Origin of the sequence: Methylobacterium bullatum, from assembly GCF_014845095.1 — a bacterium.
GTDB lineage: Bacteria > Pseudomonadota > Alphaproteobacteria > Rhizobiales > Beijerinckiaceae > Methylobacterium > Methylobacterium bullatum.
The window spans coordinates 20,115-33,506 of the sequence record NZ_NKUG01000067.1 but is presented as its reverse complement, the minus strand read 5'-3'; the positions used below and the strand labels follow the sequence as shown (position 1 = coordinate 33,506).

10 protein-coding genes and 1 pseudogene are annotated in these 13,392 nt (G+C 69.0%); 7 read left to right on the top strand and 4 right to left on the bottom strand.

All coding sequences use genetic code 11. The annotated features are described in order from the left end of the window. The 3 genes from MBTS_RS09980 to MBTS_RS09970 all read left to right on the top strand — a co-directional run. Positions 1 to 2,081 (top strand): glycoside hydrolase family 65 protein (locus tag MBTS_RS09980; RefSeq protein WP_192215521.1); only part of this gene is annotated, 2,081 nt, incomplete at its 5' end. A 98-nt stretch (positions 2,082 to 2,179) separates the two neighbouring features. Further along, positions 2,180 to 2,827 (top strand): BON domain-containing protein, encoded by a 648-nt coding sequence (locus MBTS_RS09975; protein WP_147833006.1) that lies wholly within the window; start codon positions 2,180 to 2,182, stop codon positions 2,825 to 2,827. Then, on the top strand, positions 2,824 to 5,544 hold the full coding sequence (locus MBTS_RS09970) for a cation-translocating P-type ATPase (protein WP_147833007.1): 2,721 nt from the start codon (positions 2,824 to 2,826) through the stop codon (positions 5,542 to 5,544). The genes MBTS_RS09975 and MBTS_RS09970 overlap by 4 nt, the downstream gene beginning before the upstream one ends. Positions 5,545 to 5,635: 91 nt before the next feature. Here the strand turns inward: MBTS_RS09970 and MBTS_RS09965 are convergent, their stop codons facing one another. Next, on the bottom strand, positions 5,636 to 6,454 hold the full coding sequence (locus MBTS_RS09965; protein WP_147833008.1) for a universal stress protein: 819 nt from the start codon (positions 6,452 to 6,454) through the stop codon (positions 5,636 to 5,638). 120 nt (positions 6,455 to 6,574) lie between these two features. Continuing rightward, positions 6,575 to 7,641, bottom strand: a pseudogene (locus MBTS_RS09960) (acetate/propionate family kinase). Positions 7,642 to 7,830: 189 nt separating this feature from the next. On the opposite strand from MBTS_RS09960, the gene MBTS_RS09955 reads away from it, so the two are divergent. From MBTS_RS09955 to MBTS_RS09940, 4 genes are all read left to right on the top strand, one after another. Continuing rightward, positions 7,831 to 10,314, top strand: coding sequence for a phosphoketolase family protein (locus MBTS_RS09955; protein ID WP_238253742.1), 2,484 nt, complete (start codon positions 7,831 to 7,833; stop codon positions 10,312 to 10,314). Between the two features lie 136 nt (positions 10,315 to 10,450). Further along, positions 10,451 to 10,750, top strand: coding sequence for a c-type cytochrome (locus MBTS_RS09950; RefSeq protein ID WP_147830678.1), 300 nt, complete (start codon positions 10,451 to 10,453; stop codon positions 10,748 to 10,750). A 265-nt stretch (positions 10,751 to 11,015) separates the two neighbouring features. Beyond that, the gene (locus MBTS_RS09945) at positions 11,016 to 11,228 is read left to right on the top strand and encodes a hypothetical protein (protein ID WP_147830623.1); all 213 of its coding nucleotides are present in this window, start codon (positions 11,016 to 11,018) and stop codon (positions 11,226 to 11,228) included. Between the two features lie 183 nt (positions 11,229 to 11,411). After that, positions 11,412 to 11,636: a hypothetical protein gene (locus tag MBTS_RS09940; protein WP_147830625.1), complete on the top strand. Its 225-nt coding sequence runs from the start codon at positions 11,412 to 11,414 to the stop codon at positions 11,634 to 11,636. 88 nt (positions 11,637 to 11,724) lie between these two features. Here MBTS_RS09940 and MBTS_RS09935 read toward each other — a convergent pair whose 3' ends face one another. Beyond that, entirely contained in the window at positions 11,725 to 12,369 is a 645-nt protein-coding gene (locus tag MBTS_RS09935) for a DUF1003 domain-containing protein (RefSeq protein ID WP_373321243.1), read from the bottom strand. Then, complete coding sequence (locus tag MBTS_RS09930) at positions 12,369 to 13,187, bottom strand: universal stress protein (protein WP_147830627.1); 819 nt, start codon at positions 13,185 to 13,187, stop codon at positions 12,369 to 12,371. Before MBTS_RS09930 ends, MBTS_RS09935 begins: the two co-directional genes overlap by 1 nt. Between the last annotated feature and the right edge of the window lie 205 nt (positions 13,188 to 13,392).

Genomic DNA, 13,392 nt, shown 5'->3' with positions numbered 1-13,392 from the left:
GCCCCCCGATCCCCGAACGCCTCCCGGCCCCCGACTGGCTCCAGCTTCGCATCGGCCTGCCGGACGGCCCCTACCTCGCCTGCCCCGATCCGTCGTCCCGCGACGTGACCCTCGACATGCGACGCGGGCTCCTGCTGACCCAGATCCGGCAGCCCCCGGGGGCGGCCCTCGACATCCGCCTGTCCACGCTTCGCCTCGTCTCGCTGGATATGCGCGGCATCGTTCTGCAACTGGTTGAGCTCGCCGTCGAGCAGGGTATGGGCGAGATCACGCTCGACGTGACGTCCGGGGAAGCGTCACCTCTCCTGATCCCAGTCACGACGGAGCCCGACCTCGGCGTCTGGCGCACGCGGCAATCCGGCAAGACCCTCGCCATCGCCATGGACGCGGCGGTGGTCATCGACGGACGGACGCAACCCCCCACCGTCAGAACCGCCGGCAGATGGTCCTGGAGCCTGCGCGTCCAGGCCGGCCAGACCGTTGTGCTCCGACGCAACCTCGCCGTGACGCGCGGCGACGAACCCGTCGACGATCCGGGCGGACGCGCCCGCTCCGACCTCGCCCTGGCGACCGGGCTCGGCTGGCGCGGTCTCCTCGAACGTCACGAGACAGCCTGGCGCGAGCGATGGGACCGCAGCGACGTCGTGGTCGAAGGCGACCCGGAGGCGCAGAGGGCGTTGCGGTTCGCCGTCTTCCATCTCAACGGCGCGGCCGACCCCGGTGACGAGCGCGTGTCCATCGGCGCCCGTGCCCTGACGGGGGACGACTATCTCGGTCATGTCTTCTGGGACACCGAGATCTTCCTGATGCCCTTCTACGCAATGACGTGGCCGCAGGCGGCGCGCGCCCTGCTGACGTACCGCTACCGCACCCTCGCCGCGGCACGGGCGAAGGCCGCCGGGATGGGGTGGCGCGGTGCGCTCTACGCATGGGAGTCTGCGGACACCGGTGACGAGGCGACACCGGCCCAGGTGGTCGGTCCCGACCGCAAGGTCGTCGACATCCTCTGCGGCACCCAGGAGCAGCACGTCAGCGCCGATGTCGCCTACGCCGTTTGGCAATATTGGCAGGCGACCGACGACACCGCGTTCCTGCTGGAGGCCGGCGCCGAGATCATCCTGGAGACGGCGCGGTTCTGGTGGAGCCGCGCGGGCCTCGAAGCCGATGGCCTCCACCACATCAGAGGCGTCATTGGACCGGACGAGTACCACGAGACCGTCGACGACAACGCCTTCACCAACGTCATGGCGCGCTGGAACCTCCTTCGCGGGTTGGACATCGCGGCGCTGATGGGCGAGCGCTGGCCGGACCGGTGGGCGACGCTCTCGACACGCCTCGACCTGGCCGCCGACGAACTGGAAAGCTGGCGCAGGACCGCCGCGGCGATGGCGACCGGACTTGATCCGGAGACCGGCCTGTTCGAGCAGTTCCAGGGCTACCACGACCTGGAGGCCATCGACCTCTCGGCCTATGCCGGGCGCTCCGTACCGATGGACGTCGTCCTCGGGCGCGAGCGCACCCAGGCCTCGCAGGTGGTCAAGCAGGCCGATGTCGTCGCCTTGCTTGCCTTGCTCCCCGATGAGTTCCCGGGCGACGCGGATGCGGTCAACTTCGACCACTACGCCCCGCGGTGCGGCCATGGCAGCTCCCTCAGCCGCGCCCTGCACGGTGTCGCCGCCGCACGGTTGGGACGGTCGGAATTGGCGCTGGGATACCTACGCGACACCTCCGCCATCGATCTCGGCGACAGCCACGTAGCCATCGCCGGCGGCGTCCACATCGCGGCCCTGGGCGGCATCTGGCTCGTGGCGATATTCGGGTTCGCCGGTCTCGTCGTCCACTCCGACGGGCTCTCGTTCGCGCCCCGGCTGCCGGCCGGATGGACCAGGCTCTCGTTCCCGGTGCAGTGGCGGGGCCGGGACCTCGTCGTCACCGTCGATCTTGTGAGGAACGTCCTCGAAGCGACCCTGAGGGGCGGCGACACGATGGTCGTTTCGGTCGGGCACGTCCGGCGGACCCTGAGCGTTGGGTGGCCGATCCGCATCCCACTTCCCTCGACGCCGTCACCGGTTGCGGCTTGAGCCTCCACCCGGTTTGATCCTGCACAAAGACCGGGGGCGCCGTCGGGTTCATCAAGGTCCCCGGTCGGCCGGCATGCGCTCGACCCGGGAGCACCATCATGGACGATACCCTGCTGCGGCAGCACATCCTCGACGAGCTTGACTTCGACCCGAGCGTCGGCTCGGCGCATATCGGCGTCGCCGTCGACGAGGGCGTCGTCAGCCTCTCCGGATGCGTCGGGACCTATGCCGAGAGGATCGCGGCCGAGAAGGTCGTGCAGAGGGTGCGCGGCGTACGCGCCATCACCGAGGCACTCGAAGTGCGCGGGCTGGAAACGGAAAGGACCGGCGACGTCGAGATCGCCGGACGCGTCCTGAACGTCCTTGCCTGGGACGCGCGCATCCAGGCGCACGGCATCCAGGTCAAGGTCGAGCGAGGCGCCGTCACGCTCAACGGGTCGGTCCCGTACTACTTCCAGAGCGTCGCCGCCGCCTCCGACGTCCGAAGGCTGTCCGGCGTCACCGACGTCCTCAACCTGCTCGCCGTGCGTCCCCCGGCAGAGGCGGTCGACGTGAAGGCCAAGATCCTCGCGGCCCTGAAGCGGAACGCCAAGCTGGACGGCGACGCGATCCAGGTCACCGTCGTCGATGACGAGGTGACCCTGGAAGGCTTCGTCAACGCCTGGCACGAGCGTGAGATCGCCGAGCGGGCGGCTTGGTCCGCACCCGGCGTACGCGCAGTCGTCGACCGCCTGATGCTGGCATGACCGCGCTGGTGATACCCTACCCGGCACGTTCGGCGGCGGAGACGGCGAGGGCCCTGCGCACCGACGTCTCGAACGGGCTGAGCGGTGCGGAGGTGTCCGAGCGCCTGGCCCGCGACGGCCCCAACACGCTCGCGAAGGCCGCGCCGGCTTCCGCGCTGAAAATCCTCCTGCATCAGTTCCAGAGCCTGATGGTGGCACTGCTCATCGCCGCCGGCGGCGTCGCACTGGCGCTCGGGGAACGCGTCGAGGCCGGCGCCATCCTCGTCGTGATCCTCCTCAACGCCGCCATCGGCTTCGTCACGGAATGGAAGGCCGCCGCCGCCCTCGACGGATTGCGCAAGCAAGCCGTCTCGCTCGCCCGCGTCGTCCGGGACGGCAGGGACCACCAGGTCGAGACGGCCGACCTCGTCGCCGGCGACGTCGTGCTCCTCTCTGAGGGGGACCGTGTGCATGCCGACGGGCGGGTGGTGGAGCAGGCGCGCCTCCAGGTCGACGAGGCCGCGCTCACGGGGGAGTCCCTGCCCGTCGCCAAGTCCGCCGATCCGGTTCTCGATACCGGGGCGGCCCTGGGCGATCGGACGAGCATGGTTCACCGAAGTACGGCCGTCACCGCCGGGCGCGGTCGTTTCATCGTCACCGCCACGGGCCCGCGCACGGAGATCGGCCGGATCGGAACGCTCATCGCGGGGGTCGCCGCGCACGGTACGCCGCTGGAGGCGAAGCTCGCAGAGCTCAGCCGCGCCCTCCTCGTCATCGTCCTCGCCCTCTGCCTCGTCATCATCCTGGTCGGGTGGCTCCGGGGCAACGCGCTTCTCTACATGGTCGAGGTCGGCATCTCGCTCGCCGTCGCGGCCGTGCCCGAGGGCCTGCTCGCGGTGACGACGATGACGCTCGCCATCGGCATGCAGCGCATGGCCCGCATGAACGCGCTGGTCCGGCGGCTGCCCGCGGTCGAGTCCCTCGGGTCGACCACGGTGATCTGCACCGACAAGACCGGCACGCTCACCCGCAACGAGATGACGGTGCGGGCCTACGATGTCGCCGCGGGGCGGTACGAGGTCACCGGGGCGGGATACGCGGCGGCGGGTGAGTTCACCCGCGACGGGAATGCCGTCGACATCGGGCATGACGAGCCCCTTGGGCTCGCGCTGCGCATCGGCGCCCTGTGCAACGACGCCAGGGTGGACCGGTCGGGCGAAGTCGCCACGGCCCTCGGCGACCCTACCGAGGCCGCGCTCATCGTGGCGGCGGAGAAGGCCGAACTGGAACTCGCCGACCTCGCAAGGGCCTACCCGCGGATCGCCGAGATCCCGTTCGACAGCGACACCAAGCTGATGGTGACGGTGCACGCCACGCCGGAGGGCACCCACGTCGCCTACGTGAAGGGCGCGCCGGCGGAAGTTCTTAAAGCCAGCGTGTTGGTCCTGGGAGCGGGCGGTACCGCGTCTTCGTCCCAGACCGACCGAGCGCGGATCGAGGCGGCAAACGAGGCGCTCGGGTCGTCGGCCCTACGCGTCCTCGGGCTGGCCCATCGCGTGTTGCCTGACGGGTTCGTCGAGGCGGACCTTACGCGCGACCTCACCTTCGTCGGGCTCGTCGGGTCGACCGACCCGCTGCGGGACGGCGTCAAGGCCACCATCGCCACCTGCCGCGCGGCGGGAATCCGCACGGTCATGATCACTGGCGACCAGGAAGCGACGGCGGCCGAGATCGCGCGGCAGCTCGACCTGGACGTCGGCCCGGACGGGACCGCCTTCAAGACCGTCCACTCCAGGGACCTGGCTGGCCTCGACGATGCCGGCTGGCTCGCTGTGGTGGCCGACGCCGCCGTGTTCGCCCGGGTGTCACCCGAGCACAAGCTTCGGATCGTCGACGCCCTTCAGCGGCGCGGGAACGTGGTCGCCATGACCGGAGACGGGGTCAACGACGCGCCGGCGCTCCGGAAGGCGGATATCGGTATCGCCATGGGGATCAGGGGCACCGAGGTGGCCAAGGACGCCGCCGACATGGTCATCACCGACGACGACTTCGCGACCATCGTCGGCGCGGTCGAGCAGGGGCGGGTCATCGTCAGCAACATCCTGCGCTTCATCCACTACCTGTTCTCGTGCAACCTCGCCGAGATCGTCACGATGTTCGCCGCCGTCATGATCGGCTGGCCCATGCCGCTCGGCGTGATGCAGATCCTCTGGCTCAACCTCGTCACGGACATCTTCCCGGCGATGGCGCTCGCGCTTGAGCCGTCCGATCCCGACGTGATGGCGCGGCCGCCGCGCGACCCCGAGCAGCCCCTGATGACGCCGGCCTTCGCCTGGCTGATCGTCTGGCAGGGCCTGCTGCTCGCGGGATGCACGCTCGCCGCGTTCGCGGTCGGGATGGAGTGGTACGGCGTCGGCGAGGAGGGGCTTCGGCACGCGGTCACCATCGCCTTCATGACCCTCGCCATGACCCAGGTCGTCCATGCCTTCAGCGCCCGCTCGCGGCGTCGGTCCGCCTTCACCGCGAACCTGTTCACGAACGCCTGGCTATGGGGGGCGACGGCAGCCTGCATCGGCCTGCAACTCGCCGCCGTGTACGTCCCGCTCCTGAGGCAGGTGCTGCATACGGTGCCGTTGACGATGGCCGACTGGGGCGTTGTCGGGCTGGGTGCCCTCACGCCGTTCGTGGTGATCGAGCTCGTGAAATTCGGTCAGGCATGGGTTCGGCCTGCAGGATAGGGGCCGAACAGCGACTCCTGCGCCACGGATACTCAGGCCTTTGAACGAGCGTCGCCGGGACATGGTTCTTGACGTTCCCCGCGAATGACCGTCAGTGGCTCAAGAGGCAACAGATGGGAACGTGCTCCAGCAGGTTGCGGGTGACGCTCCCGAAGATCACTTCCCGCATGCGGGCGTGGCCGTAGGCCCCGGCGATGATCAGGTCGGCACCTTCCTGCTGCGCGATCACGAGCAACTCGGCGGCCACGCCGAGTTTCGATGGCGAGCGGAGGATGGTCGTGGCGGTGACGCCATGCCGGGAAAGATAGCCTTGGGTCTCGCCCGCGCCCTTCCAATCGGCTTCGTCGCCCAGAGCGACGATGAGCACCTCCTCGGCCAATCTCATGAACGGCAGTCCGTCTGAGACGGCGCGACGGGCCTCGCGGGTATCCTTCCAGGCGACGACGATCCGCCTCGCGGCGAGCGTCTCTACGGAAGGCGGGGCGATGAGGACCGGCCGGCCAAGGCGCAGCACCAATTCGCCAGGCTCGATGGACGAGCACCAGTCCTCGACGCCTGCGCTCCGGTATCGACTTACCACGACGAGGTCGGCGGACCTTGCCTGCTGAACCAGGAACGCCATGGGATCGGCCTTCGCCGAACGCCATTCAGTCTCGCCGGCTTCGGCCGTGACCTCGTGGAACCGCGCCTCGACCTGCGATAGCTCGTCGGTCGCGCGGGCGGTGGCTTGATCGACGAACTGGCTGTTGATGTAGGCGCCGCGGCCATACAGGTTCTGCGGCAGGGCCTGACGGGCCGCGACACCGATCAGCCGGGCCCCGAAGCGCCGGGCCAAGGTGCCGGCGAGCCTCAGGCGCGCGGACGAGGACGTCCCGAGGTCCAGCGCAACCATCACGCTCGCGAATGGCATGACCGATCCTCGCAGCCCCCCATCGACCGGCAGGCGCGCCGAACGATCAGCCTGGGGCAGAGCCTACTCCGAGATGGATCCCCCGGCGATGGAGCCCGTGGACGGGCTTCCCCTCGGGTATCAAGCACTAACGAGACATCCCACCTCATCGGCGATCTCCCGCTCCTCGTCGGCCGGGATGACGAGGACCGCGACTGTAGAGCCGTTTCGGTCGATGCGCGAATGGCCCTCGGCGTTGCGTTCCGGGTCGAGGTCCAGGCCGAGGAACGCGAGCCTCGCGCAGACGGATGCCCGGATGCCCGCGGCGTTCTCGCCGATGCCGCCTGTGAAGACGAGGGCATCCAGGCCGCCCAGGGCAACGGCAAGGGAGCCGGTCTCGCGTGCGATCCGGTAGGCAAACAGGTCGAGGGCCTCACGCGCCTCCGGGGCCTCGCTGGCCCCCAGGACACGGACGTCGTCGCTGATGCCCGAGACGCCGAGCAGGCCCGAGCGTCGGTTGAGGAGGTCGGCGACCTCGACTGCGGCCATGCCGCGCGCCTGGATCAAGTGGAGCACGAGCCCTGGATCGACCGTTCCGGACCGGGTCCCCATCATCAGGCCACCAAGGGTCGTGAGCCCCATCGTGGTCGCCACGCTGCGTCCCCCGGCTAAGGCGCAGAGGCTGGCGCCGTGGCCGAGATGAGCGACGACGACGCGTCCCTTCGCCGTCTCGCCGATGAGCCGGGGCAGCACGCGTGCGATGTGGGCGTAGGACAGGCCATGGAAGCCGAAGCGCAGCAGGCCACCTGCGGCAGGCCGGGCCACGCCTCCTCGACGGCCGCGATGCAAGCGAGCCCCTGCGGTTGGTGGCCGGGGGCCAGCGGCACCAGGGTCTCCAACTCGGCGATCAGGGGTCCGTCGATACGGGCCGGGCCGACATGGCGGGCACCGCCATGGACGATCCGATGACCGACCGCCCGAAGGCGGAGATCCGGCAGTCGTCGGAGGCCAGCGAGGAGCCACTTTACGACGGACGGGAGATCGCTCGGGGGCGGCACATCCTCTGCGAAGTCGAGGTCGCCCGTAACCGTCAGGTGAGGGGAGCCACCGATCCCGGCGACGTGCACGCGCCAGACGGCGGTATCCTCGCTATCCCGGAATAGGGCGCAGCGAAGGCTGGACGAACCGGCATTGAGGACGAGGATCATGCGCATCTCCGGGCAGGCCCCCGAGTGGCACGGCCCGGCCGAGAGCGACGTGATCCAGATCAAAGAACCGACCGTCCAGGGATGCGACGATGGTTTCCATGGGGCGCTGGGTCGTCCCGCGATGCCCGGGAATCCCGAATGCCTGTCGCGAGCGATCCGAAGCCTGCCGTCGTCCGTGATCTCGGCGAGATGCCGGCCCATCTCGACTTCGTGCCAGGTCCTCTGGGACCGACTGGCCTCGACGCCATCGATGCGTACTGGCGGGCGGCGAACTACCTATCGGTCGGTCAGATCTACCTGCTCGACAACCCGCTCCTGCGCGAGCCCCTCACCCTCGCGGACGTGAAGCCCCGGCTCCTCGGACACTGGGGCACGACCCCGGGGCTGAACTTCATCTACGCCCACCTCAACCGGACCATCGTCCTGCGCGACCTCGACATGATGGCGGTGTGGGGGCCTGGCCACGGTGCGCCCGGCCTTGTTGCCAACGCCTGGCTCGACGGGACCTACGGCGAGGTCTACCCGGATGTCGGCTCCGACACGGACGGGATGCGCCGCCTGTTCCGGCAATTCTCCTTCCCCGGCGGCATCCCGAGCCACGCCTCGCCCGAACTGCCCGGCTCGATCCACGAGGGCGGTGAGCTCGGCTACTCCCTGATCCACGCCTTCGGGGCGGCGCTGGATAACCCGGGCCTCATCGTCGCCTGCGTGATCGGGGACGGCGAGGCCGAAACCGGACCGCTGGCGGCTTCCTGGCACGCCTCCAAGTTCCTCGACCCCGTCGGCGACGGCACCGTTCTACCGATCCTCCACCTCAACGGCTACAAGATCGCCAACCCGACCCTGCTGGCTCGGATGCCGGCGGCGGAGTTGCGGAGCCTTCTCGTCGGCTACGGCTACGAGCCGCTGTTCGTCGAGGGCGACGAGCCCGGCCCGATGCACCAAGCCATGGCGACGGCCCTCGACTACGCCCTCGACCGCATCACCGAGATCCGCGAGCTCGCCGCGAACCGCGATGTCGGGCGGCCGAGCTGGCCGATGATCGTACTGCGCAGCCCGAAGGGCTGGACCGGGCCGAAGTTCGTCGACGGCAAGCCGGTGGAGGGGACCTGGCGGTCGCATCAGGTCCCGGTGGCGGCGCTCCGCGAAAACCCGGAGCACCTCGCGATCCTGGAGACCTGGATGCGGTCCTACCGGCCGGACGAGCTCTTCGATGATGCCGGCCGCCTCGCGCCGGCCCTGGCAGCGCTGCACCCGCGCGGCGACCGGCGGCTGAGCGCCAACCCGCATGCCAACGGCGGACGCGATCCGAGGCCGCTGCGCCTGCCCGACCTCGCCGCCTACGCCGTCGCGATGCCGTCCCACGGCACGGCGGTCGCCGAGGCCACCCGCGTTCTCGGCCGCTACCTTCGCGACGTGCTCGCCCTCAACGCGGAGGCCCGCAACTTCCGGGTGATGGGGCCGGACGAGACCCTGTCCAATCGCCTCGACGCCGTGTTCGACGTCACCGACCGGGTCTGGCGCGATGCCATCCTGCCCACCGACGAGCACCTCGCGCGCCAGGGCCGGGTGATGGAGGTGCTGTCGGAGCACCTCTGCGAGGGCTGGCTCGAAGGCTACCTTCTCACCGGCCGCCACGGCGTCTTCGCCTGCTACGAGGCCTTCATCCACATCGTCGATTCGATGGTGAACCAGCATGCGAAGTGGCTGAAGGCCTCCCGGGCACTGGCCTGGCGCAAGCCCGTGCCCTCGCTCAACATCCTGCTGACCTCGCATGTCTGGCGCCAGGACCAGAACGGGTTCAGCCACCAGGATCCGGGCTTCATCGACTTCGTCGCCAACAAGAAGGGCGACACGGCGCGGGTGTACCTACCGCCGGACGCCAACTGCCTGCTCTGGGTGATGGACCATTGCCTGCGCACCCACGACCGCATCAACGTCGTCGTCGCCGGCAAGCAGCCGGCCCTCCAGTGGCTCGGCGCAGACGAGGCGGCCCGACATTGCACGGCCGGCATTGGGGTGTGGGAATGGGCCTCGAACGACGGCCCGGCCGAGCCGGACGTTGTTATGGCCTGCGCTGGCGACGTTCCGACGATGGAGACCCTGGCCGCCGTCGCTTGGCTCCGCACCCGCATTCCGGAGATCCGGATCAGGGTCGTCAACGTCGTCGACCTGATGACGCTGCCGTCGCCCGACATGCACCCGCACGGGCTCGACGACGCCACCTTCGACAGCCTGTTCACACGCGACCGACCGGTGGTGTTCGCCTACCACGGCTACCCGTGGCTGATCCATCGGCTGACCTACCGGCGCACCAACCACGGACACATCCACGTCCACGGCTTCGTCGAGGAGGGGACGACGACGACCCCCTTCGATATGGCGGTGCTGAACGGTCTCGACCGCTACCACCTCGCGCTCGCCGCTTTGAAGTGGTCGTCCGGGTTGGGGCCGGCCGTGCAGCATGCCGAGGAGGAACTGCGCGACCTGCTGGCCCTGCACCGCGAACACGTCTGCCGCACCGGCGAGGACCTGCCACAGGTGCGCGACTGGGTCTGGACGGACCATCCGTCCATGGCCGGCCCGGAAGGGACGACAATCGCCCAGGTCGACCTGCAGCTAACGAACGAGGTCGTGGAATACGAGACCGGCCCCGAGATCCAGATGTCCTAGGCATCGCAGACCCGGTTTCGGTGCTGCGGTGGGTCGGTGGCGCTTGCGTCCCGGCCCATCGTGCCGATGGCCCTCGCCGCATCCCACGATCCACCGAATCTGGAGCCGTCCCGTGTCCCTGCGCCTTGCCTTGTCGATGCTTTTCCTCCCCTGCCTCATGGGAAGCCTGGCGGCCGCCACGGAGGGGCAGGTCCAACGCGGCAAGACTTTCGTTGGGGCGAACTGCGCCAGCTGCCATGCCGTGGGACGGATCGGCGCGAGCCCGCTGGGCATCGCGCCGGCATTCCGGGACCTACATACGAGATACCCGGTCGAGGACCTTGGCGAGGCCCTGGCGGAGGGCATCACTACAGGTCACCCGACCATGCCGCAGTTCCAGCTTGAACCCGACCAGATTACGGATGTGCTGGCCTACCTGAAGTCCCTGGAGCGCTGACCTCGGCTGCAGGTCGAAATCGGCCCGTCGAGAAACCGAGGCGGGACATCGGTTATGAACGCTCAGGTCGAGAGGCTCTCCGATGCCCGTCTCGCATTCCCCATGGAACGGGCATCGTCGACGCTGGTCGCGGCGTCTGCGCAAATTCGGATAGCGGCTCCGCGAAATCACTCAGGCCCATGGCGGTGTCTGGGGGGGAGGGTTGCGGCAGCCAGACCCTACATCCCCGTCACGACGGCATCACGCCAACGGACGGAGACAAGACATGAGACATACCCCAATCACGGCTGCTTTCCTGGCCTGTACGATGCTGGTCGCGACCCCGGCGCTCGCGATCACCGTGACCAACCAGGACAAGGGCGAACACACCCTCATGGTGGACAAGGGCGAGGCCCAGGCGACCCAGAAACTGGCGGCGGGGGCCTCGGCCGAGATCGAGTGCAAGGAAGGCTGCGAGCTTCGCGTCACGGGTTCCTGATACGGCCGCTCAGTGGAAAAGGGCGACAAGCTCGTGATCGCCGGGGGAATGATCCGCTTCACCGACGAGGACATCGTCACCGGGTCCACCAAATCCGCGAAATGACGAGACGGGGCATCAGCTCACCCTCTGCGGGTCGAGGCACCACCGCCTCGACCCGTTGGCGATACCGGAGGATCGACCATGCCGTGCCACCCCTGCATCGACTCTCAGGACCAGTACGTCCGGCCGAAGTCCCTGGTCACGTTCGAGACGGCGGCCGACGGGGTCTGGCTGGTCTCGGCGCACGACGCCTCGGACAACGACATCCTCCCCGAGCTTGAGGACCTTCAGCGCCGAGCGCTCGCAAGCGAGATCCTTGAAGATTACCGGCATGCCCGCGGGTCCGGGCCGCCGACGGGCTCGTGACGACGCATCGGCATCCGCTGAGGATCGTCGGTCCGGTTCCTCTGTCCAACCCACGAGGCACGGCGCCTTCTCGTAGGGATGCGGCCCGTCAGTCCGGGACGGACTTCATCGAGTGGATGCCAACCGCCTTGGCGATGACCTCGATCCGCACCGATTGGGCCTCCAGCATGCCTTCGAGGCTTTCCATGCGGATGCGGTCGAGCTTCTCGTGCAGGGCCATGATCTCGACCTCGGCCTTGAGGTTGATCTCGTAGTCGAGGCCGGCCGCGAGCCGGTCCCGGGCCGCCTGGCGGTTCTGGGACATGAGGATCACCGGGGCCTGGAGCGCAGCGACCATCGACAGGATCAGGTTGAGGAAGATGTACGGATAGGGGTCGAAGCCGTCGGCCCGGCCGAGGATGACGGTGTTCACCACGACCCATGCGCCGAGCATTCCCGTGAAAACGAGGATGAAGCCCCAGGATCCGCCCAACTGGGCGACGCGATCCGCGAGACGCTCGCCGAAAGTCTGATGCTCGACGAGGACGCGGTTCACGTCCCGGGACACGTGGCACCGCTTGGCGATGTGGAGGATCACCCGCCGCTCACGCTCGGACAATCCTTCCAATCCGGCCTCCATCAATTGGCGGGCGAGGTGGGTGACCGCGCCGTCGACGGGTGGCTTCCCGGTGGCGACGGGCATTGCCGGGGCAGATGGGGGGATCGGGCCGGTCGCGGGGGCGCTGTCGCTCATCAGTGGCTCAGGAAGCTGCAGACGGGGGAGTACCGCAGGACATCCCGGGTGACGCCGCCGAGAATCATTTCCCGCACTCGGCCGTGCCCGTAGGCTCCCATGACGATCAGGTCCGACGCGTACTCGGATGCGAGGTCGAGCAGTGTCTCCGCGTCGCTCGCCCCCTCGGTCAGGTACTCAGAAGACGTTGCATCGATGTCGTGCGATGAGAGGTAGGCGGCCACGTCCGCAGCTCCGGTGGCCTGGTCCGTGGGCGTGACCGCCACGACGTCGACCCGGCCCGCCAGGCGCAGGATCGGCAAGGCGTCCATGACCGCGCGACGGGCCTCCCGCGTGTCCTTCCACGCCACCATCGGGCGTCGGAGTTCGAGGTGGTCGATGCCGGGCGGCACGACGAGCACTGGCCGTCCCGCGGCGAGGACGACGGAGGCAGGGTCGAGTGGGCGGATGCACCCGGTCGCCCCGTCCTCGTCTCCCCGTCCGACGACGATGAGGTCGGCCGCCCGGGCCTGGTCCGTCAGGAAGGCCAGGCCGGGCTCGACGGCGGAGCGCCACGAGACCCGGCTCCGGCTTCCGACCGCCACGCGGAACAGGTCCTGCGCTCGGGCGAGCCCTTCGAGGACGGCCCGTTCGGTCAGTCCCGGTAGGAACGCGGAGGCGCCCATCGGTCCGACCTGCGCCGTGACATGGTCCGGCATCTGCGCGGCGACGCCTATCGTGCGGCCATCGAGAGCGTCCGCGAGATGGACCGCGATGGATGTCCGGGCGCCTGCGTCACCGGCGAGGTCGATGGACACCATGATGCTTGCGAAGGTCATGTATGGCGTGCCTCGATTGGATACGGGACGCTTGGAATGCCCGTTCGGGGCGGAGACGTCTTTGACCCAGCGCAAACGCGGTGTCGCCGATCCACTCCCCCGCGAAACGGGAGACACGGTCCGCGTGCGACACCTCGGTGTCGCCGATTCTCGCTACGTTTGGGTACGTGTTTGCGCTGGATCAACGATGGCCCTTCGATGCCCG